Source organism: Thiorhodococcus fuscus (genome assembly GCF_042682685.1).
Lineage (GTDB): Bacteria > Pseudomonadota > Gammaproteobacteria > Chromatiales > Chromatiaceae > Imhoffiella > Imhoffiella fuscus.
The window spans coordinates 68926-90403 of record NZ_JBHUHX010000003.1; the positions used below are offsets into that span (position 1 = coordinate 68926).

Here is a 21478-nt window from a genome sequence, read left to right on the forward strand (position 1 = left end):
TCTTCTTCGTGCGTCCATCCTAACTTCGCAAGAAGGGTCTCGGCGAGCGGGATATCTGCACCAAATTCATCGCGCCGGTCCTGCGCAACGCCAGCTGGGACGCTCAGTTACGGGTCCGCGAGGAGGTCGGTTTCACCACAGCCCGCATCGTCGTGCGCGGCAAGGGCAAGCGCCGACTACATCCTCCTGGTATGCCCCTAACGTTTCGAGTCGCGCCGCAGTGAAATGCCGGCGATGAGGACGGCGAGGGTGACGACGGCGACGATCAGGGTGGCGAGTGCGTTGATTTGTGGCGAGACGCCCATGCGCACGCTGGAATAGACCACCATGGGCAGGGTCGTCGATCCGGGACCCGAAACGAAGCTGGCGATGACCAGATCGTCGAGCGAGAGGGTGAAGGCCAGCAGCCAGCCAGAGAGCAGGGCGGGGGCGATCAATGGCAGGGTGATGCGCGTATAGACGCCGAGCGGGCGCGCGCCCAGATCCATCGCCGCTTCCTCCAGGGATCGGTCCATCTGGGCGAGTCGCGAGCGCACGACGACGGCGACATAGGCGGTGCTGAAGGTGATGTGGGCGATGGTGATGGTGGTGAATCCGCGCCCGTCGGGCCAGCCGATGGTTTGCTGCATGGCGACGAACAGCAGCAATAGCGAAAGTCCGATGATGACGTCGGGCATCACCAGAGGCGCGGTCAGCAGCAGCTCGAATCCGGCACGTCCCCGGAAGCGGCCTTGCCTGACCAGTGCATTGGCGGCGAGCGTGCCCAGGACGATGGCGACCGAGGCGTTGGTCGCGGCGATGCGAACGCTGAGCCAGGCCGCATCGAGCAACTGATGGTTGTGCAACAGCTCGCCGTACCACTTGAACGAAAATCCGGACCAGACGGTGACGAGTCGCGACTCGTTGAAGGAGTAGAGGATCAGCAGCAGGATCGGCACGTAGAGGAAGGCGTAGCCGAATGCCAGGATGCCGAGCAGGGGCCAGGAGCGGCGTTTCATGTCTGGCTCTCGTCCATGTTCTGTTGCAGGCGTTGCATCAGCACGAAGGGAACCACCAGGATTCCGAGCAGCACGATCGCGAGCGCCGAGGCGAGCGGCCAGTCCTTGTTGGAGAAGAACTCGGTCCAGAGCAGTTTGCCGACCATGAGGCTGCCTGGGCTGCCGAGCAGGTCCGGGATCACGAACTCGCCGACCACCGGGATGAAGACCAGCATGCTGCCGGCGACGATGCCGGCCATGGAGAGCGGCAGCGTCACCCGCAGGAAGGCGCGCAGTGGGCGGCATCCCAGGTCGGCGGCGGCCTCCAGCAGGGTCGGATCGAGTCGGGTGAGATTGGCGTAGAGCGGCAGGATCATGAACGGCAGATAGGAATAGACGACGCCGATGTAGACGGCCGCCTGGGTGTGGAGGATTTTCAGCGGTTCGTCGATGACGCCGAGCCAGAGCAGAAAGTGATTGAGCAGGCCATTGGTGTTGAGGATGCCGATCCAGGCATAGACCCGGATCAGGAACGAGGTCCAGAAGGGCAGGACGATGAGCATCAGCAAGGGTGTCCGGCGCCGTTCCGGTGCGGTGGCGATGGCATAGGCCATGGGATAGCCGAGCAGCAGACAGATCAGGGTGCAGACGAAGGCGACCCAGAGCGAGTTCAGGAAGGCGGCGAGATAGATCTCGTCTTCCCAGATGAGCATGAAGTTCTGCAGGTTGATCTGGATCTGCAGCAGTCCGTCCTCGATCCACTCCCACAACTGGGTATAGGGCGGCTGAGCGAGCGCCGGCTCGGCTACGCTGATCTGCAGCACGATGACGAAGGGCAGCAGGAAGAAGAGCCCCAGCCAGAGGTAGGGGATGCCGATATTGACCAGGCGGCTCAGGCGGCTGGTGTGCTGTCCTTGGGTGTGCGGGGGCTGACTCATGCGATTGGATCGATCTGGGGCGTCATTCGGCGAGGACCACGCCGCTGGTGGGCGACCACTCGATGGCGACCTCCTGCTCCCAGGTCAGCGCCTGCTCGGTGCGGGGCTGGATGTTGGTGAGCGTCATCTCGACCAGCTTCCCTTCGCCGACCCGGATGCGGTAGATGGAGACGTCGCCGAGATAGGCGATGTCCTCCACGACCCCTTTGATCTGATTGACGCCATTCGGATCGTAGGCCGGGCAGAGCCGCATCTTTTCGGGGCGGATGGCGACCGTCACCGGCGTGCCGAGCGGATGGGGTTGGTAGCTGCGCATGCGGATGGTGAAACCCGCAGCGGCCTCGACCAGAATCTCGTTGCCCTCGCTGGCCATCACCTTGCCCTCGAAGAGATTCACCGAACCGATGAACTCGGCCACGAAGCGGCAGGTCGGGAACTCGTAGATGGCAGTCGGGGTGTCGACCTGCATGATCTGTCCGGCCTCCATGACCGCGATCCGGGTCGACATGGTCATGGCCTCCTCCTGATCGTGGGTGACGGTCACGAAGGTGGTGCCGAGTCGTTCCTGCAGGTTGACCAGTTCGAACTGGGTGTTCTCGCGCAGACGCTTGTCCAACGCGCCGAGCGGTTCGTCGAGGAGCAGGAGCTTGGGGTGCTTGGCCAGGCTGCGCGCCAGCGCGACACGTTGGCGCTGACCGCCCGAGATCTGGTTCGGACGACGCTTGCGCAAATCCGTGATCTTGAGCAGATCCAGCATCTCGGCGATCCGTTCCGCGCGCTCCTTGCGCGGCAGCCGATCCTGCTTGAGGCCGAACTCGATGTTCTGCTCCACGCTCATGTGCGGAAAGAGCGCGTAGGATTGGAACATCATGTTGACCGGGCGCGAGTAGGGCGGCACCCGGGTCACATCCACGCCGTCGATATAGATCTTGCCCGCAGTCGGGTATTCGAGCCCGGCGAGCAGTCTCAGCAGCGTCGATTTGCCGCAGCCCGAGCTTCCGAGCAGCGAGAAGAACTCGCCCTTGAAAATGTTGAGGCTGATGTCATCGACCGCGTAGACATCACCGAACTGCTTGGTGAGGCGCTCGATACGGACATAGGGCGCGGCTTTGGGGTCCTGCCAGGGTTCGAGCAGGCGCCGGTCTGGGGTTACGGCCATGGATAGCGTCTTGACCTGTGTTCAGCGATTGGCTTTGAGCCGGGTCCAGAGCCGGTTCAGGGCACGTATCTCACGATCCTTATGTTCAGTGAACACGAAGAGGTGCGCCTTCACGTCGGGCGACGGATAGATGCCCGGATCCTCACGCAGTTCGGCGTCGACCAAGGGGGTCGCGGCTAGGTTCGGGTTGGCGTAGAAAACATAGTCGGAGATCTTGGCGATCACTTTGGGGTCGAGCAGATAGGCGATGAAGGCGTGCGCTCCGGCCGGATTTGGGGCGTCTTTCGGGATTGCCATTACGTCCGTCCAGAGTACCGCGCCTTCGCGCGGAATGCGGTAGCCGACCTCAACCCCCTTGCCGGCTTCCTCGGCGCGTTCCTTGGCTTGAAGTACATCGCCGGAGTAGCCGTGGGCTACGCACAGATCGCCATTGGCGAGGTCGGTGATGTACTGCGACGAATGGAAATAGCGGATATAGGGGTGCGCGCCCTTGATCAGCTCGGCCGCAGCGTCGAGGTCGTCCTTGGCGACGCTGTTCGGGTCCTTGCCCAGATAGGTGAGCGCGGCCGCGAAGACCTCGGTGGCGTCGTCGAGCAGAGCGATACCGCAGCCGGCGAGCTTGGATGCCTTTTCCGGGTCGAAGATGAGTCCCCAGGTATCCATCGGGGCGTCCTCGCCCAGTGCGGCCTTGACCTTCTTCAGATTCACCCCGAGTCCGGTGGTGCCCCACATATAAGGGACCAGATAGGTGTGTCCCGGATCGATGCTCTCCAGGCTTTTCATGATGTCCGGGTCAATCTGGTCCAGCCCGGGCAGTTTTGACTTGTCGAGCGGCTGGTACAGTCCCGCCTTGATATGGCGCGCGGCGAAGGGGCGGGCTGTGGGGAATATGAGATCGTAGCCGCTGCTGCCTGCGAAGAGTTTGGCTTCCAACACCTCATTGGAGTCGTAGACGTCCAGCACCGCGCGGATATGGGTCTGCGACTCGAAGTCGGAGAGCGTGTCCTCAGCGAAATAGTCGCTCCAGTTATAGAGGTGAACCTGTTCTTCGGCGTGGGCGAAGGTGGGGACGGCCAGGATGGAGAATGCGAGAGGCAGAAGGCGATGGCGCAATGACAGGCTTTGCAACGTATTGAATCCCCGTGATGGTTGGACAAATCGGCCACCGATGGCTCGATGGGAGCGCGTTTCGGGGCGAGCATCCGAATCAAGCTCGCGTGCGCGCAATGCTAGCTCAAGTCGAGTGTCGCGCGCATGAAGAGATGAAGACCGGCGCGCGTTGGCGGGCGGGTGCTGTGTGATCGCGGGAGGGAGGGATGGGGAACGGAGGGCTCGGGGACTCTCTAGATCCTTGTGCCGGTTGCGTGCATTCTAAGTCGCCTTGGGAGGTGTCATGGATGTGCCGCCACGCCAGCGCCCGATTCCGACGAGGCCCAGCAGGCTGGAGGTGAAGAGCCAGAAGGCTGCGGGCAGGGGGACTGCGGTCGCTGCAGCCATGATGTCTCCCCGGCTATAGACCATGTCTTCGAGGTAGTAGGTTTCCTGAGTCCGGTCGTTGGCGCCGTCATAGCTGGCCAATTTCACTCCACTGAATTTTTGGTCCGAGATGACTCCCCAGAACTCGCCTTCCAGATAAGGGATCTCGTGAGACGCGATTTCCAGACCCGCCGCGTCCAGAAGCGTGATCTCGATATGCGAGCCGTGACCGGCGGGGCTCAGGTCCCAATTGCCGCCAATTCCATAGCTGCCGCCGGAGATCTCGAAGGTCGTGGTGAGTTCGACGAATGGCCCCTTCGGTTTGGCGACGAGATCTTTCCAGCGTCCATCGTCGTCACCGGCTCCGATGTTCGGCTCGTAGACGCCGCCTGCGCCTGTGCTGTAGCTCAGTTCGCTGTTGAGCGTGGAGTCGTCGAAATTTTCGGTGTTGAAGGCATGGGTCAGGTCGAGGATCTGGGTTTCCCATGCGGCCTTGTCGGTGACGATGATGGTGGCCGCTGACACGGTGCTCGCCCATGTGAGGGTGGCTAGGAGCGGTACGGCGATCGAAAAAACTCTCTGACTCATCATGACTGGTCTCTTGAGCGACTCCGGTTGGCCAGTCCAGATCGTCCCGCCGTGTTGTGAATCAATGCGCAGTCGCGCCAGCGTCGATCGCATTAAATTCTGCACCTTGGCGTAATCCGGTTTCTGCTCTTCTTGGATTCGGGTCATACAATGAACGTCGTTAAGCAGAATTTGAGCCAACGCCCTCAATCCAGGCCGCAGGCGGTTTCCATTCGGCGAATAGCGGTGCTTGCTTTGTTTGATCGAACGTTTCCGTCACAATCCTGTTACAAGGCGTGATGGCGCGATGCAGTTGGGCGCACGGTGCGCGCGCTGCCATGGACTTGGAGGTCGCTTCCGTCGCTCCCAATTAAGATGAATGCACACAGAGCCATAGGGACTGGCGGCCACGAGAACATGACGAGGACAGAGACTTGGCAGATCGCTCTCCGCCGCAAGAGGGGCAGACTTATCGTATCGGCGCCGTTTCCAGGCTCACTGGCATTCCCGCCGATACCCTGCGGGTCTGGGAACGTCGTTATCACGTCACGACTCCGATCCGCTCGGATTCGGGAACGCGGCTCTACGATTCGGAGGATGTCGGGCGCCTCACGCTCATCAAGCGACTCGTCGATCGTGGCGATGCGATCAGCAGCGTCGCCAATCTCTCTCTCGATGCCCTGCGCGAGCGAATGCACGGTGCGGATCTCATCGGTCGTTCGCCGGTCGCGCGCACGCGGCCCTGGCGATTGCTCGTTGCAGGCCCTTATCTGGCCGATCGTCTTCGGGTCGAGGCAAGCGGGGCGTCGGATTTCGAGTGTCTTGGATTTCTGAGTTCGCGCGAGGGAATCTTTTCCTTCGATCGCGATCCGGCTCCGGATGTCTTGGTCTTGGAGTACCCCGGGATTCATGCCGATCAGGTCGGCGAGGTTCACCGTCTGCTTGCGCGCTCCGGTGCCGCCCATTGCCTGCTGGTCTATGGGTTCGCGGGGCAGGGCGTGTTGGAGCAATTGATCTCGGATCGGCTGGTTGCGCGGCGTTCGCCGATTGGCATGGCCGACCTTCGGCGCTGCTGTCAGGTCTTTAGGCCCGCCCCTCCTCCTCCGTCCGATCCGCTCGCGCGTCTTGGTATCGACCTTGCTCGCCCAGCCCCCGGACCGAAGTTCAGTGCGTCGGAACTCGCGGCGATCGCAAGCGCGCGTCCGACCCCCTGCGACTGTCATCGCCATTTGGTCGATCTCATCTCCGCGCTCTATGCCTTCGAGTCCTACAGTCGGGAATGTGCGATCCGCGAAGGTGCGGGTAGCGCCGCTCAGGCGCTCGTTCAGGCGTGTGCGGCTCAGGCTCGCGCGCTTCTGGAAGAGGGGCTTTCGCGTTCCCTGGACCTGTCCGAGGACAATCGCTGTGACGTCGACACGAAGGATTCGGCGGGATGATGACGATTGCGTGGGGCGAAAAGGCGCGGTGACCAAGAAAAGACTCAACGGGATGGCGACTTGGCGCTAAAATACTGAACTTCCAGTCGGCTCCATGCCGTCTGTCCCGCTCATCAACGACCCCCCTCGGATTCGACGTATGATTTCGCTCCTGGACTATGGCGCAGGCAATGTCCGCAGTCTGCGCAATGCCATACAGGCCCTCGGGTTCTCCATTACCGACATCGAAAAACCCTCGGATATTCTCAAGGCCGAGCGTTTGATCTTTCCGGGGGTCGGAGCCTTCGGCGCCGCCATGGAGCGTTTGCATCGGCTCGGGTATGTCGGGCCGCTGAAGGAATATCTCGCCGCCGATCGTCCCTTCCTCGGGATCTGCATCGGGCTGCAGAGCCTGTTCGAGGGCAGCGAGGAATGCCCGGGCGTGGAAGGACTCGGTCTGATCCCTGGCCAGATTCGCCGTTTCGACGCCAGCCATCTGTCGGTGCCGCACATGGGCTGGAACGACGTCCGGGTCGAGCGGCCGTCTCCGCTCTTCGCCGGCTATGCCGGCGAGAAGCTCTATTTCGTTCACTCCTATCGGGCCGAGCCGAGCCCGGAGAACGCCGATTGGCGGCTTGCGACCACCGACTATGGCGCCCCCTTCCTGAGCGCGGTCCAGCGCGGACAGATCGCTGCCGTTCAGTTCCACCCGGAGAAGAGCGGGGCGGCCGGCTTGCGTCTGCTGCGTCACTTCCTTGCCGGAGACGAGGCGGCTTCCATGAGCGATGTCGGCGTTTCGGGTGCCGACACGCGTTTCGCCAAGCGCGTCATCGCCTGTCTGGACGTGCGGACCAACGATGCCGGCGACCTGGTGGTGACCAAGGGCGACCAGTACGACGTGCGCGAGGCCGGCGAGGTTCGCAATCTGGGCAAACCGGTCGAGCTGGCGCAACGCTATTACGAGGAGGGGGCGGACGAGGTCACCTTCCTCAACATCACCGCCTTCCGTGATTTTCCGCTCGCCGATCAGCCCATGTTGGAGGTCCTGAGGCGGACCTCCGAGCGGGTCTTCGTGCCCCTGACCATCGGCGGCGGTATCCGCTCCTTCACCGATGCCAACGGTGTCAGCTATTCCGCGTTGGATGTCGCCGACGAGTATTTCCGCTCCGGCGCGGACAAGGTTTCGATCGGTTCCGATGCCGTCTACACGGTCGAGCGCTATCTTGAGCGCGGCGGCGCGAAGGACGGCTCCAGCGCGATCGAGCAGATCTCCGAGGTCTACGGTGCCCAGGCGGTGGTGATCTCGATCGATCCGCGCCGCGTCTATGTCGAGACGCCCGAGGCGACGCGCCACTTCACGGTCGAGACCGCGACGCCCGGTCCGAACGGCGAGCGCTACTGCTGGTTCCAGTGCACCGTCAAGGGCGGGCGCGAGGGGCGCGACGTCGATGCGGTCGAACTGGCGAAGGCCTGTCAGGATCTGGGTGCGGGCGAGATCTTGCTCAACTCGATCGACCGCGACGGAACCGGAGCCGGATTCGATCACGAACTCATCGGCGCGGTCCGCGCGGCGGTGAGCATCCCGGTGATCGCCTCCAGCGGTGCCGGTTGCGTCGAGCACTTCGCCGAGGTCTTCGCGGCGACCGATGTCGAGGCTGCGCTGGCCGCCGGCATCTTCCATCGCCGCGAGGTGCCCATCGAGGCGGTCAAATCCTATCTGCGCGAGCAGGGGATCGAGATCCGGGCCTGACGGCCTGACTATGCCAAAACGTCTGGTCACAGTCGCCATATGTGCGCTTCTCTGCGCGCTGGTCGGCTGTGCCATGGTCGGTGCGCCGATCGGCGACTCCTCCCACGTCGGTGGGGCGACGCTGGAGGGCATGTCTCGTGAGGACCTGATCTCGGCGGTTGCCGCCTGTCATCTCTTGCGCGTGGGGCAGACCAATGAGGTGGCGGCGACGGATGCCGCCGTTCTCGTCGCCGTCGACCGCTATCGGATCCCGATCGATGTCGTGGTCGAGCGCGCCAACGTCTTGCTCACCGAATACCAAACCCGCGCGCCGGAGCTGATCGCGATCGCGAACGACGCCTGTCAGCAGCTCTCGGAGGTGACTGGCGTGGTTTCGGGATTGGTACGTTTCGAACCCAGCGGCGAGTTGCGAACCTCGTGGTTGAGGGTCGACGACGCGGAGATCCTGCCGGGCTTCGCCAAGCGGACGATCGCCGAGCTACGGCAGCGACGCGCGATCGGGTTGGTGATCAACAGTCCGGGCGGCTCGGTCTATGAGGCGCGCACGCTGGGGCGCTACTTGCGCGCGAACGGCTTGCGAACCGCCGTCGATCGGGTCTGTGTCTCGGCCTGCGTCGACGTCCTCGCCGGTGGTGTCGAGCGCTATGTCACCCAGGATGCCAAGCTCGGTATCCATCAGAGCAAGGTGCCGAGCCGTTACAGCAGTCACGAAGGCGGGCAGCGCTATGTCGCCGATTCCTTCCTCTATCTGCGCGAGATGGGCATCGATCCGGACGTGGCCATCGCGGCGGCATCCGTTCCCAACGACAAGATCCTCATCATTCCGCTCTCCGACGCCTTGGCAACCGGTTTGGTCACGGGCGTGGTCGAGGGTTTCGAGTAAGCCTCCCGGCGGACAGCCTATCCCGTCTCGATCTCTTTGGGGCGATGTGGTCGATTGGTAAATGCGAATAGGTTAGTTGTTTATAATTTTCAATGCTTACGATTAATATAATTGACCATATTAATGGATAATAATTTCGTAAACTCCCGCCGGTTTCTCTGACGGCATATTTTCGTAATCTTCCCTTGAGCGATTCCTGATCGCGGCTACCAGGAATCCTTTTGCTTGGTGACTGGGACTTTCGAGCTTCGGTGCCGCCTCTCCTGATCGCCCTTCGCCGGATTAGCAGTTTATGGCAACCATCCTGACCGCCGTAGGTTTCATGGCCGCGCTCGGCCTGATTCTCGCCTCGATGTTGGTCGTGGCGAACAAGCGGCTTTACGTTTATGAAGATCCTCGGATCGATCAGGTCGAAGACCTGCTGCCGAAGGCCAATTGCGGCGCCTGCGGGACGGCTGGCTGCCGCCCTTTCGCCGAGATGCTGGTCAATGGTGAGATCGAACCGGGCAAATGCACCGCCAACTCCAAGTCGATGAACCAGATCATCGCCGATTTCCTCGGTGTGGATGTGGGTGGCGGCGAGCAACGGGTGGCGCGTCTGGCCTGTGCCGGTGGCGGCAATGTGGCCTATGTGCGCGCAACCTATAGCGGTATTCCGTCCTGTCGGGCTGCGGCACTGGTGTCGGGCGGCGGGCGTGGCTGCTCCTGGGGCTGTCTGGGGTTCGGCGATTGCGAGCAGGTTTGCGATTTCGATGCCATCTATATGAATCCCCAGGGGATTCCGGTGGTGATCGAAGACAAATGCACCGCCTGCGGCGATTGCGTGACCGCCTGCCCCAAGGATCTCTTCAGTCTCCATCTGGCGAGCCATCGTCTGTGGGTGGCCTGCAAGAACCTCGAGTTCGGCGATCAGGCCGAGCACCACTGCGAGGTGGCTTGCACGGCGTGCGGACGCTGTGCCCAGGATTCCCCCGAAGGCTTGATTCGGATCGAAGACAATCTCGCCATCATCGATTACGCCAAAAACGACATCGCCTCCAAGGTCGCGATCGAGCGGTGTCCCACGGGGGCCATTCTCTGGCTGCAGCAGGATGGCACTGTGGTCAAGGGTCGAGATGCCCGCAAGGTGGTTCGCAAAGGTGCGCTGCCGGTGGCGTGAGGAGCGCCCCGCGACTGCGCTAGGGCGGACCGAGATCCCGCAGTGATCGGCGGGAGGCGATCCGCCCCGGTTCGATTCCCGGAGTTGCCCGCATGCGGTGATGAACCGCCCGCATGCGGGTGTCCGGAGCAGTTTGAATCCGTGGTCTGGCGCTGGCACGAGCGTACCGGACCGCAACCTAAGAATTAATGACCCCTTGTGCGCTGCCTTGGCCTGTTTCGGCTTCGGTTCGGCGTCGTGGTGGTTCAACACTGAGAGAAGGCCAATGTTCGGAAAGAAAGACGAAAAGCAGTTCAAGTATCCTGGCACCCGTATGGCGATGGATGGCAACACCGCCGTCGTCATGTGTGAGCGCGAGGCGTCCGACGCCGCTGGCGCCTATCCGATCACGCCTTCCACCCAGATGGGCGAATACTGGGCCGAGGAGGTTGCCAACGGCCACCTCAACGTCTCCGGCAATCCGCTGATCTTCGTCGAGCCCGAATCCGAGCACGCGGCCGCCGCCGTGACCGCCGGCATGTCCATGACCGGACTGCGCGCGACCAATTTCTCTTCCGCGCAGGGCGTGGCCTTCATGCACGAGTCGCTTTATGCGGCGGTCGGCAAGCGTCTGCCCTACGTGCTCAATATCGGCTCGCGCGCCATTACCAAGGCGAGCCTCAACGTCCACTGCGCGCACGACGACTACCACTGTATCGACGATACTGGTTTCTTCCAGGTCTTCGGCAAGAGCGCCCAGGAGGCGGCCGACCTCAACCTGATCGCCCGCAAGATCGCCGAGCTGACGCTGACGCCCGCCGCCGTGGGTCAGGACGGGTTTCTCACCACGCATCTGATCGAGCCCCTGATGGTTCCCGAGCGCGAGCTGATCGAGACGTTCCTCGGTCGCCCGGACGATATCATCGAGTGTCCTACCCCCGCTCAGCGTTTGGTCTACGGCCCGACCCGTCGTCGCGTTCCTCTGGTCTGGGACGTCGATAGTCCCTTCACCTCCGGTACCGTGCAGAACCAGGACGCCTACATGCAGGCGGTCGCCGGTCAGCGCCCCTATTTCTTCGATCACATCGAGCAGATCGCCGATCAGGTCATGGATGAGTTCTACGAACTCACCGGTCGTCGCTATCACCGCGCGACCCCCTATCGTTGCGACGATGCCGACTATCTCCTCGTCGGTCAGGGCAGCATGGTGACCCAGGCCGAGGCGGTTGCCGACTATCTGCGCGAGACCCGTGGTCTGAAGGTCGGCGTGGTCAACATGACCATGTTCCGCCCCTTCCCGGGCGATGCCATGGCCCGTTTGCTGCAGGGCAAGAAGGGCGTTGCCATCCTGGAGCGCACCGACCAGCCGCTCGCCGAGGATCTGCCGATCATGCGCGAGACGCGCGCGGCACTGACCAAATGTCTGGAAAACGGCATGATCGCCAAGAGCGAGGAGATGCCCTATCCGCTCTATCCGACCTACAAGTCGGGCGACATGCCGCGTCTCTATTCCGGCTGCTACGGTCTGGGTTCGCGCGATCTGCAGCCCGAGGGGCTGATCGCGGCGATCGAAAACATGCTGCCCGAGGCCAAGCGCCGCAAGTTCTTCTATCTCTCCGTCGACTTCATGCGCGAGGCCGCCGATCCGAAGGACGAGATCCGGCTCCAGGCGCTCAAGGACGCCTATCCGAACATCGGCGAGATGGCGCTGCGCGGTAGCGAAAACCCGAATCTGTTGCCCAAGGGTGCCGTGACCGTGCGTATGCACTCGGTCGGCGGCTGGGGTGCCGTAACCACCGGCAAGAACCTGGCCATGACCCTCTATGACCTGCTCGGCTACGACATCCGCGCCAATCCCAAGTACGGTTCGGAGAAGAAGGGTCAGCCGACCACCTACTTCCTCTCGGCCGCGCCCGAGCCGATCCGGCTCAACTGCGAGTACACCTACGTCGACGTGGTGCTGAGCCCGGATCCGAACGTCTTCACCCATTCGGATCCGCTTTCCGGTCTGGATCGCGGCGGCAGCTTCGTTATCCAGTCGAGCCTCGACAATCCCGAGCAGGTGTGGGCCAGCTTCCCGCCGGCGGCGCGCAAGTTCATCGTCGAGCGCAATATCCGCGTCTTCTACATCGACGGCTTCAAGATCGCCCGCGAAGAGGCCTCCAATCCGGAGCTCCAGTTCCGCATGCAGGGCAACGCTTTCCAGGGCGCCTTCTTCGCGGCCTCTCCGCTGATGGAGCGTTCCGGTCTGGACGAGAAGGGGCTGTTCGCCTCCATCGAGGAGCAGTTGCGCTCCAAGTTCGGCGGCAAGGGCGAGCGCGTGGTGCAGGACAATCTGCGCATCGTGCGTCGCGGCTTCGACGAGATCGTCGAGATCATCGACAAGCCGATGGTCTCCGGCCAGTTCTTGGCCCGCAAGGAGCCGGGTCTGCCGATCATGCTCAAGACCCTGCCCGAGGGCGACGGCGGCGTCTCCGACGTGCATCGTTTCTGGGAGCAGACGGGTTCCTTCTATGCCAGCGGTCGCGGTAGCGACAATCTGACCGATCCGCACATGGCTCTGTCGCTGATGCCTGCCTCCACCGGCGTCTATCGCGACATGACCCAGATCCGCTTCGCCTACCCCAAATTCGTCCCTGAGAACTGTACCGCGTGCGGTAGCTGTTTCTCCGTCTGTCCGGACAGCGCGCTGCCGGGTCTGGTCAACAAGATCTCCGATGTCTTCGCCACGGCGATCGCCCGTGTCGAGCGCGGCATGCCGACCCAGTATCTGCGCCGCGAGACCCGCACTGTCGAGAAGCGTCTGCGTGCGCTGATCGAGGCCGCCGGCGAGACCGCCGATATGCGTGCGCTCATGGATCAGGCCGTGCTGGAGACCCTGGCCGCCTTCACCGGCGAGCCGGAGCAGAAGGAGGCCGCCGAGAAGGAATTCGGTCTCATGATGCAGGCCCTGGCCGACTACCAGTTCGCCATCACCAAGCCCTACTGGACCAACCGTGAGAAGAAGCAGAAGGGCAGCGGCGGACTCTTCAGCATCACCGTCAATCCCTACACCTGTAAGGGCTGTATGGAGTGTATCGAGGTCTGTAACGACGGCGCCCTGATCGACGAGCCCCAGACCGAGGATCGCATCAAGGAGATGCAGGCGCGTTGGGGCATGTGGCTCGATCTGCCGACCACCGATGCCGACTTCATCCGTATCGACGACCTGGACGACAAGGTCGGCGCGCTGGAGACCCTGCTGCTCGACAAGAAGAACTATCAGTCGATGGTCTCGGGCGACGGCTCCTGCATGGGCTGCGGCGAGAAGACCGCGCTGCATCTCTTCACCTCCACGGTGACCGCCCTGATGCAGCCGCGCGTCAAGCGCCATCTGGCCGAGATCGACGACCTCATCAATCGTCTGGAGACCCATATCCGGCTCAAGCTGGCCTCGAGCATGGATCTGAGCGACACCTCGGCGATCGTCAAGGCGCTGGACTCGCACAAGGACAACGATCTCATGCTGTCCGATCTGTCCGCCGAGCTGGAGGATCGTCGCGCCCAGCCGGTCGACCCGGATTGGCTCAAGTGGGTCACCGCGCTGCTCGGTAAGCTGCGTCATCTCAAATCGCAGTACACCGCCGCTCAGCCGCGCGCCGAGATGGGTATCGTCAACTCCACCGGCTGTAGCTCGGTCTGGGGCGCGACCTTCCCCTACAACCCCTATCCCTTCCCCTGGTCCAACAACCTGTTCCAGGACGCTCCCTCCATGGCGCTGGGTCTGTTCGAGGGCCACATGCGCAAGATGGGCGAGGGCTTCAAGGCGATCCGTCAGGCGCGTCAGGAGCTGGACGGCACGTTCAATGCCGCCGATCCGGCGTCCAACCTGACCTATTTCGGTTGGAAGCACTTCACCGACGAGGAGTGGAAGCTGTGCCCGCCCGTCGTCGCGATCGGTGGCGACGGCGCCATGTACGACATCGGCTTCCAGAACCTCTCGCGCGCCCTCATGTCGGGCCACCCGGTCAAGATCCTGGTGCTGGACACCCAGGCCTACTCCAACACCGGCGGTCAGTCCTGTACCTCGGGCTTCATCGGTCAGGTCGCCGACATGGCGCCCTACGGCAAGCAGTGGAAGGGCAAGACCGAGGTGCGTAAGGAGATGGGCCTAATCGGCATGGCGCACCGCACCAGCTTCGTGCTGAACAGCTCGGCGTCGCACCTGACCCATCTGCTGGAGGGCTATATCGACGGCCTGAACTCGCGTCGTCCGGCGCTGTTCAACGTCTACACCTCCTGCCAGCCCGAGCATGGCATCGGCGACGACATGTCCAACAAGCATGCCCGCATGGCGGTGGAGTCGCGTGCCTATCCGCTGTTCCGCTTCGACCCGGACGCCGGGACCAGCTTCGAGGAGTGCTGCTCGATCGAGGGCAATCCCAACGTCGATCAGGACTGGATCTCCTGGACGCTGAAGTACACCGACGAAAAGGGCGAGCCGGCCGAGATGGAGGTTCCATTCACCTTCGTCGACTTCGCCATGAGCGAGGGCCGCTTCCGCAAGCACTTCCGCAAGGCGCCGCCCGAGACCTGGAACGACTCCATGGTACGCATGGACGAGTTCCTGAATCTGGACGACTCCGATCGGGACGGGCTCTATCCCTACATCTGGGCGGTCGACGCCAAGAACCGCTTGATGCGGGTGCTGGTGTCTCAGGAGCTGGTGCTGAGCTGCGAGGAGCGCCGTCACTTCTGGACCCAGATTCGCGGCATCTGCGGCGAGCTGAACAAGGTCGATGTCGATGCGATCCGCAACGCCGCCAAGGCCGAGATGGCGCAGAAGCTCACCAGCAGCCTGTTGGCGATGGCGGTCGGCGATGGCAATGCGCTCGCCGGTCTTGCCGGAGCGGCACCCGTCAACGGCGGTGGTCACAACGGCAATGGCGCAGCTCATGCCGGGGTCAATGGTTCCGGCAGCAATGGCGCCGGGGCCGACGCGGATCCTGTGTGGGTCGAAACGCCCGAATGCACCGCCTGTGACGAGTGCATCACAATCAATCCGAAGATCTTCAAGTACAACACCGACAAGAAGGTCGAGATCCTCGACCCCAAGGGCGGTCCCTTCAAGGATATCGTCAAGGCTGCGGAGAAGTGCGGTGCGAACTGCATCCATCCCGGAATGCCATGGAATCCGGCTGAGACAGGCTTGGACAAGCTGATCAAGCGGGCTGAGAAGTTCCAGTAAGGCGTTCGCGCCGCGACCCGGATTCGGCCTCGGTTGGATCCGGGTTTCTCAGCAGGGTTTAAACCAACGTCGGCACTCCAACGATGCAAGATCACATAGCGGTACTCGACCCCACCTTTGCGCCGGATACGGCTCGGTCGTCACGGAAAGACGGTCATTCGGGCACAGGTCTCATGAGATTCTTTCGTCGGTCCAAGACGTTCGATCACGGGATCTATCCGATCGAGCACAAGGAATTGACCGCAGACAAACCGATTCGGCGCATGCCGTTCGCGCCCGAGCTGGTCATCCCGCTGTCTCAGCACAAGGGAAAGCCCGCCGAGCCACTGGTCAGGGTCGGTCAAGAGGTGGTGCGTGGCGAGCCGATCGCCCGCGCCGATGGCTTCGTCTCGGTCCCCATGCATGCGCCGGCGACCGGCGTGGTGCGCGCGATCGGTCTCGCGCCGAGCGCCGAGGGTCCCAAGGTCCAAGCGATCTACCTCAAGGTCTATCACGCGGCCAGTCAGCAGGTGCTCTACGACATGGAGCGCGATCCGGAGCGGATGGCGCCCGATGAGATCATCGCGGCGGTCCAGGAGTCCGGTCTGGTCGGGCTCGGCGGTGGCGCCTTCCCGAGCCACGTCAAGATGAAGCCGCCGGGCGGGCGGGTGATCGAGACCCTTCTGGTCAATGGCTGCGAGTGCGAGCCCTATCTGACGTGCGATCACCGCATCATGCTGGAGCACACGGACGCGCTGATCCGTGGGATCCGCATGGCCTTGCGTGCGACCGGTGCCAAGCGCGCCATTATCGGCGTCGAGGACAACAAGCTCGACGCGGTCGCCCATCTGCGCGCGCGCATCCCCCGTCATCTGCCGATCACGGCTGAGGCGGTGCGCACCAAGTATCCCCAGGGTGCCGAGAAGATGCTCATCAAGAGCCTGCTCGGTCTTGAGGTGCCAGCCGGCGGCTTGACTGCGGATGTCGGCGTCGCGGTCTTCAACGTCGGGACCCTGGCCCAGATCGGGGATCTGCTGCCCAAGAGCCGCGGTCTGATCGAGCGCGTCGTGACCGTCAGCGGTCCGGCGGTCGCGAATCCCGGCAACTTCATGGTTCCGATCGGCACCCCGCTGCGTTTTTTGCTCGAACAGGTCGGACTGCGCGGAGAGCCGGGCGAGGTGATTCTCGGTGGCCCCATGATGGGAATGGCCGTGTCCTCGCTGGACGTGCCCGTGACCAAGGCCGTGTCCGGCGTGGTGGCCCTGGATCCGGAGGATCCGGATCTGGCCCGGCGCAAGGTGCATCCCTGCATCAAATGCGGCGAGTGCCTCAGCGCCTGTCCCGTCTCGCTCAATCCATCCATGCTGGGCGAGCTGGCGTTGGCCCGCGAATACGGCATCATGGCCGAGCAGTTCCATCTGGATCAGTGCTTCGAGTGCGGCTGCTGTGCCTATGTGTGTCCGTCCAACATCCCATTGACCCAATATTTCCGGATCGCCAAGTCGCTGAATCGGGACAAGGGTTGAACGCGGGAGACCGTCCGGTCGTGGGTGGGCCTTCGAAGATCGGCCCAACCCATGCACCGTGTCTCCACCGTCGCGGGGTCTCGCCATGGGCGTTGGGCGTGAAACGAAACGCGAGGTGGCGCGCGCGGATCCGCGCGTGTCGCGCGATCCCCGATGATTCCTCGGCGCCTCTGGCGCCTTTGCGGTTTTGAAGAAGTCATATGGCAAAAGGCATTGAAATCAGGACCTCCCCGCATCTCAAGCGGGTGATGTCGGTCGAGCGGATCATGCGCACCGTGGTGCTGGCGCTGCTGCCCATCTGCGCCTTCGCGGTCTATCAGTTCGGGTTGAGTGCGCTGCTGCTGCTCCTCACCACGACCGGGGTGTCCATCTTTACGGAATGGTTCTTTTCGCGGCGTTCGGGGCAGGGCAACACGGTCACCGATTGGTCGGTCGTCATCACCGGGCTGCTGCTCGGCTTGACCCTGCCGCCCGGCTTTCCGCTGTGGATGGCGGCGGTCGCCGCCTTCGTCGGCGTCGGGCTCGGCAAGTCCCTGTTCGGCGGGCTCGGCTACAACGTCATGAACCCGGCGCTGGTCGGACGCGCCTTCGTGCAGGCCGCCTTCCCGGTGGCCATCACCACCTGGACTCCGGCCTTCGCGCCCGGACGCTTCGGCGAACTGATCCCCTCGACCCTGACGCTGCCCTTCATGCAGCCGATCCCGGTCGACGCCTGGGTCGCCGGCTTGAACATGGACGCCTGGACCGGCGCGACGCCGCTGGCGATCCAGAAGTTCCAGCACATCGAGACACCGATTACCGACGTCTTCTCCGGCATGGTCGCCGGCTCGGCGGGCGAGACCTCGGCCATCCTCATCCTCATCTGCGGGCTTTGGCTGGCCTGGCAGAAGATGCTGGACATCCGCATTCCGCTCAGCGTTCTGGCTGGCGCGGTGATGGTTGCTCTGCCTCTGTGGCTGATGGACAGCGCGACCTATCCGAGCCCCTGGTTCGTGCTCTGCTCGGGCGGACTCATGTTGGCGGCCTGGTTCATGGCGAGCGACATGGTGGCCTCGCCGGTGACGGCGCGCGGCGCCATTCTCTACGGTCTCTTCATCGGCGCGCTGACGGTGGTGATCCGTCTGTTCGGTGGGCTGTCCGAGGGCGTCATGTACGCCGTGCTGCTGGGCAACGCGGTCGGGCCGCTCATCTCCAGCTGGACCCAGCCTCGGGTCTATGGCGTGGCCAAGAAGTCCCTGGACAAGCGGGATGCGGCTTGATGGCATGGCTATCCCGTCCGAGTCGCCGCGTCCATCCCCCGATCACTGAAGACTGAACAGACTATGGAAGCACAGAACGAATCCCGGCGGCCCGTAGCGGCGACGCCGACTTGGGCCATGCTGCGCACCTTGGGAGGCATCGCCTTGCTCTCGGGGCTGCTGGTCGCCCTGGTCTATCAGGTCACACTGCCGGTCATCGCCGAGAATCAGCGCGTCCTGACCGAAAAGGCGGTTTTTCGCGTCCTGCCCGGCGCCGCTCTCAAGCGCGATTTCGTCCTCACGGAGCAGGGCGGTCTGGCGCCCGTCGGTGCGGGTGCCGACGGCGAGCACGTCTATGGCGGATACGATGCCGCCGGCAATCTGGTCGGCGTGGCCTTCACTGGGGTTGCCGTCGGCTATGCGGGACCGATCCGGGTCATGTTCGCCTACGATCCCGAGTGCCGCTGTCTCAACGGCAGCAAGGTGCTGAGCTCGAACGAGACTCCGGGCTTCGGCGACAAGCTGGACTTCGATCCGGTGTTCCTCAAGAACTTCGAGGCACTGGACGCGCGGCTCGATGCCGAGGGCAGGGCGCTGGCGAATCCCATCGTCACCGTCAAGCACGGCACCAAGCGCCAGCCCTGGGAAATCGACGGCATCTCCGGCGCGACCATCTCATCCAAGGCCATGGGGCGTGCCGCGAATGCGGCCGCACAGCGCGCCGTGCCGGCCATCGAGCGCGATCTGGCTTGGCTGAAGCAACAGAACTGAGGCGAGATCCATGGCTGAATTGCCGAATCCAGAAGAAAAGTTGACCCCGGATACCTTTCTGCGCGGTCTGTGGGAAGAGAACCCGGTGTTCGTCATGCTGCTTGGCATGTGTCCGGTGCTGGCCGTGACCAGTTCCACCATGAACGCCCTCGCCATGGGGCTGGCGACCACCTTCGTGCTGGTCTGTTCGAGCCTGCTGGTCTCGCTGCTGCGCAACTGGATCCCCAAGCAGGTGCGTATCGCCAGCTATATCGTCATCATCGCCACCTTCGTGACCATCGTCGACTACAGCATCCAGGCCATCAGTCTGGAGCTCTATGCCGCGCTCGGGGCCTTCATCCAGTTGATCGTCGCCAACTGCGTCATTCTGGGCCGGGCGGAGGCCTATGCCTCCAAGCAGCGGCTCACGACGACCTTCGTCAACAGTCTCGGCATGGGCGCGGGGTTCACCCTGGCGCTGCTGGCGCTGGGCACGGTGCGCGAGATCCTGGGCAACGGGACCATCCTCGGGATCCATCTGTTCTCGCCCGATTTCCAGCCCTGGGTCGTCATGATCCTGCCGCCGGGCGGTTTCTTCGTCCTCGGCGCCTGGCTCTTGTTGTTCAACTGGCTGCGTCTGCGCAAGGAGCGCAAACAGGCGGAGCAGATCGGAGTGACCGCCCATGCACGCTGAGCCCTTGTCGCTGATCTTTCTGAACGCGGCCATCGTCAACAACTTCGTCCTGGCGCTCTTCCTGGGGATCTGTCCCTTCCTCGGCGTCTCCGGGAAGCGGGAGACGGCCTGGAACATGGGGCTGGCGACCATGTTCGTCATGCTGGTCAGCTCTGCCGCCGCCTTCGGCATCAATTGGCTGCTGACCGAGCTGGACCTGCTGTTCCTGCGCCTGATCTGCTACATCGCCGTCATCGCCTCGGCGGTGCAGTTGGTGGAGATGTTCGTCAAGCGTTTCAGCCCGGCGCTGTTCCGCTCGCTCGGCATCTTCCTGCCCTTGATCACGACCAACTGCGCGATCCTGGGCCTGGCGCTGTTTCAGACGGCCAAGGAATACGACTTCGTGCAGAGTCTGGTCTATGCCCTGGGTGCCGGCACCGGCTTCACCCTGGCGCTGATGCTGATGGCGGGCCTGCGCGAGAAGCTGGCCCTGGCCAGGGTCCCGAGCGTCAGCCAGGGGGCGGCCATGAGCCTCATGCTCGCCGGTCTGCTGTCGCTCGCGTTCATGGGCTTCGCCGGCCTCGGAGGCGGGCATGGTTAAGGTGCTGCTGGCACCGCTGATCGTTTTCATCGTGCTGGGCGGCTGGGTCTTGGTCCAGCGGCTCTATGCCGGCTTTGCCGCCCGCAATCCGGAACTCGGCCCCTTCCGTCGGGAAGACGGCGGTTGTTCCTGTGGCAGTGGGCACTGCGAACAACCCCAGCGGTCGCGATCCGTCGCGCCGCCCGCACCGCCATCGGCGGTGAAACATCCCACTTGACCAACGTATGATCCCGTGCCCATCGGCACAGGATCGAGGAGTTATCGGATGAGTCAGTTCCCATCGGAAATCGGCCCGACGACCGAGGCCGTCATCAAGGCGTCGCAGCGGGTCACTTCCGAACAGACCGATGAGGTGCGTCATATCACGCTGGAGGTGCTGGATCCCGCCTTCCAGTTCGTCGAAGGCCAGAGCATCGGCGTGCTGGTGCCTGGTCCGCACGACTTCGGCAACGCCTACCATCTGCGTCGCTATTCGATCGCCAACGCCCGCAACCTTCCGGTGGGATCGGGCGTGCAGGTGGACATCCTGGTCCGTCGCTGCTTCTACCTCGACGAGGTGAGTGGCGAGCGCTATCCGGGCGTCGCCTCCAACTATCTCTGCGACGCCAAGGTCGGCGATCAGATCAGCATCAACGGCCCGCATCTGAGCCCCTTCAAGATGCCGTTGGACAACCGCGCCAACCTGCTCATGATCGGTACCGGTACCGGTATCGCCCCGTTCCGCGCCTTCGCCCAGCTCATCTACGAGCGCCGTGGCGACTGGAAGGGGCAGGTGCGTCTCTACTACGGCGGCCACAGCGGTCTCGACCTCATGTACGCCAACGACGAGACCACCGACCTCGCCAACTACTACGACGACAAGACCTTCAAGGCCTTCCGCGCGCTCGGCACCCGCCCGCTGGAGACCTCGTCGCAGGCGCTGGAGCAGGGCCTGGCCCATAACGTTGCCGACGCCTGGCGTCTGATCAACGAATCCAACACCCACGTCTTCCTCTCCGGGCTCGGCAAGGTGGCGACGGTGTTCGACAAGGTGATGGCCGAGCAGGCCGGATCCGAAGAGGCTTGGAAAGAGATCAAGCGGAAGATGATCGAGGACGGTCGCTGGTCCGAGCTCATCTACGACTGAACCCCAGGTTCTGAATAAAAAAGGGGCGCTTGGTGCCCCTTTTTTCGTGGTCCGA

General features: G+C 63.2%; 17 protein-coding genes. 12 read left to right on the top strand and 5 right to left on the bottom strand.

Annotation, left to right across the window (positions count from 1 at the left end):
• Window positions 1-197 precede the first annotated feature (197 nt).
• From ACFSJC_RS01525 to ACFSJC_RS01545, 5 genes are all read right to left on the bottom strand, one after another.
• Complete coding sequence (locus ACFSJC_RS01525; RefSeq protein ID WP_386022190.1) at window positions 198-998, bottom strand: ABC transporter permease subunit; 801 nt, start codon at window positions 996-998, stop codon at window positions 198-200.
• Complete coding sequence (locus tag ACFSJC_RS01530; protein WP_386022192.1) at window positions 995-1915, bottom strand: ABC transporter permease subunit; 921 nt, start codon at window positions 1913-1915, stop codon at window positions 995-997. The genes ACFSJC_RS01525 and ACFSJC_RS01530 overlap by 4 nt, the downstream gene beginning before the upstream one ends.
• Before the next feature lie 22 nt (window positions 1916-1937).
• Window positions 1938-3074, bottom strand: a complete 1137-nt coding sequence (locus ACFSJC_RS01535; RefSeq protein ID WP_386022194.1) for an ABC transporter ATP-binding protein — start codon at window positions 3072-3074, stop codon at window positions 1938-1940.
• Between the two features lie 21 nt (window positions 3075-3095).
• Window positions 3096-4193, bottom strand: a complete 1098-nt coding sequence (locus ACFSJC_RS01540; RefSeq protein ID WP_386022254.1) for a polyamine ABC transporter substrate-binding protein — start codon at window positions 4191-4193, stop codon at window positions 3096-3098.
• A 252-nt stretch (window positions 4194-4445) separates the two neighbouring features.
• Window positions 4446-5318: a hypothetical protein gene (locus ACFSJC_RS01545; RefSeq protein WP_386022197.1), complete on the bottom strand. Its 873-nt coding sequence runs from the start codon at window positions 5316-5318 to the stop codon at window positions 4446-4448.
• A 233-nt stretch (window positions 5319-5551) separates the two neighbouring features.
• On the opposite strand from ACFSJC_RS01545, the gene ACFSJC_RS01550 reads away from it, so the two are divergent.
• From ACFSJC_RS01550 to ACFSJC_RS01605, 12 genes are all read left to right on the top strand, one after another.
• Window positions 5552-6553, top strand: coding sequence for a MerR family transcriptional regulator (locus ACFSJC_RS01550; RefSeq protein ID WP_386022200.1), 1002 nt, complete (start codon window positions 5552-5554; stop codon window positions 6551-6553).
• Between the two features lie 139 nt (window positions 6554-6692).
• Window positions 6693-8282 (top strand): imidazole glycerol phosphate synthase subunit HisF, encoded by a 1590-nt coding sequence (gene hisF / locus ACFSJC_RS01555; protein WP_386022203.1) that lies wholly within the window; start codon window positions 6693-6695, stop codon window positions 8280-8282.
• A 10-nt stretch (window positions 8283-8292) separates the two neighbouring features.
• Entirely contained in the window at window positions 8293-9165 is an 873-nt protein-coding gene (locus tag ACFSJC_RS01560) for a COG3904 family protein (RefSeq protein ID WP_386022206.1), read from the top strand.
• Window positions 9166-9457: 292 nt separating this feature from the next.
• Entirely contained in the window at window positions 9458-10324 is an 867-nt protein-coding gene (locus ACFSJC_RS01565) for an RnfABCDGE type electron transport complex subunit B (RefSeq protein WP_386022208.1), read from the top strand.
• 265 nt (window positions 10325-10589) lie between these two features.
• Window positions 10590-15530, top strand: a complete 4941-nt coding sequence (locus ACFSJC_RS01570) for a 2-oxoacid:acceptor oxidoreductase family protein (RefSeq protein ID WP_386022211.1) — start codon at window positions 10590-10592, stop codon at window positions 15528-15530.
• A 173-nt stretch (window positions 15531-15703) separates the two neighbouring features.
• On the top strand, window positions 15704-17035 hold the full coding sequence (rsxC, locus tag ACFSJC_RS01575) for an electron transport complex subunit RsxC (protein WP_386022215.1): 1332 nt from the start codon (window positions 15704-15706) through the stop codon (window positions 17033-17035).
• A gap of 200 nt (window positions 17036-17235) precedes the next feature.
• Window positions 17236-18294, top strand: a complete 1059-nt coding sequence (locus ACFSJC_RS01580; RefSeq protein WP_386022218.1) for an RnfABCDGE type electron transport complex subunit D — start codon at window positions 17236-17238, stop codon at window positions 18292-18294.
• 63 nt (window positions 18295-18357) lie between these two features.
• Window positions 18358-19044 carry an RnfABCDGE type electron transport complex subunit G gene (locus ACFSJC_RS01585; protein ID WP_386022221.1) on the top strand — a complete coding sequence of 229 codons (687 nt, stop codon included), beginning with the start codon at window positions 18358-18360 and terminating at the stop codon, window positions 19042-19044.
• 10 nt (window positions 19045-19054) lie between these two features.
• Entirely contained in the window at window positions 19055-19717 is a 663-nt protein-coding gene (gene rsxE, locus ACFSJC_RS01590) for an electron transport complex subunit RsxE (RefSeq protein ID WP_386022224.1), read from the top strand.
• Complete coding sequence (locus ACFSJC_RS01595; RefSeq protein ID WP_007040671.1) at window positions 19707-20297, top strand: electron transport complex protein RnfA; 591 nt, start codon at window positions 19707-19709, stop codon at window positions 20295-20297. Before rsxE ends, ACFSJC_RS01595 begins: the two co-directional genes overlap by 11 nt.
• Complete coding sequence (locus ACFSJC_RS01600; protein ID WP_007040670.1) at window positions 20290-20514, top strand: hypothetical protein; 225 nt, start codon at window positions 20290-20292, stop codon at window positions 20512-20514. Before ACFSJC_RS01595 ends, ACFSJC_RS01600 begins: the two co-directional genes overlap by 8 nt.
• 48 nt (window positions 20515-20562) lie before the next feature.
• Window positions 20563-21423 (top strand): ferredoxin reductase domain-containing protein, encoded by an 861-nt coding sequence (locus tag ACFSJC_RS01605; protein ID WP_386022227.1) that lies wholly within the window; start codon window positions 20563-20565, stop codon window positions 21421-21423.
• Window positions 21424-21478 lie beyond the last annotated feature (55 nt).

Coding starts and splice junctions, on each gene's coding strand:
- ACFSJC_RS01525 (WP_386022190.1), bottom strand. CDS start 998: ATGAAACGCCGCTCCTGGCCCCTGCTCGGCATCCTGGCATTCGGCTAC.
- ACFSJC_RS01570 (WP_386022211.1), top strand. CDS start 10,590: ATGTTCGGAAAGAAAGACGAAAAGCAGTTCAAGTATCCTGGCACCCGT.
- ACFSJC_RS01560 (WP_386022206.1), top strand. CDS start 8,293: ATGCCAAAACGTCTGGTCACAGTCGCCATATGTGCGCTTCTCTGCGCG.
- hisF (WP_386022203.1), top strand. CDS start 6,693: ATGATTTCGCTCCTGGACTATGGCGCAGGCAATGTCCGCAGTCTGCGC.
- ACFSJC_RS01565 (WP_386022208.1), top strand. CDS start 9,458: ATGGCAACCATCCTGACCGCCGTAGGTTTCATGGCCGCGCTCGGCCTG.
- ACFSJC_RS01535 (WP_386022194.1), bottom strand. CDS start 3,074: ATGGCCGTAACCCCAGACCGGCGCCTGCTCGAACCCTGGCAGGACCCC.
- ACFSJC_RS01530 (WP_386022192.1), bottom strand. CDS start 1,915: ATGAGTCAGCCCCCGCACACCCAAGGACAGCACACCAGCCGCCTGAGC.
- ACFSJC_RS01600 (WP_007040670.1), top strand. CDS start 20,290: ATGGTTAAGGTGCTGCTGGCACCGCTGATCGTTTTCATCGTGCTGGGC.
- rsxE (WP_386022224.1), top strand. CDS start 19,055: ATGGCTGAATTGCCGAATCCAGAAGAAAAGTTGACCCCGGATACCTTT.
- ACFSJC_RS01580 (WP_386022218.1), top strand. CDS start 17,236: ATGGCAAAAGGCATTGAAATCAGGACCTCCCCGCATCTCAAGCGGGTG.
- ACFSJC_RS01595 (WP_007040671.1), top strand. CDS start 19,707: ATGCACGCTGAGCCCTTGTCGCTGATCTTTCTGAACGCGGCCATCGTC.
- ACFSJC_RS01605 (WP_386022227.1), top strand. CDS start 20,563: ATGAGTCAGTTCCCATCGGAAATCGGCCCGACGACCGAGGCCGTCATC.
- rsxC (WP_386022215.1), top strand. CDS start 15,704: ATGAGATTCTTTCGTCGGTCCAAGACGTTCGATCACGGGATCTATCCG.
- ACFSJC_RS01585 (WP_386022221.1), top strand. CDS start 18,358: ATGGAAGCACAGAACGAATCCCGGCGGCCCGTAGCGGCGACGCCGACT.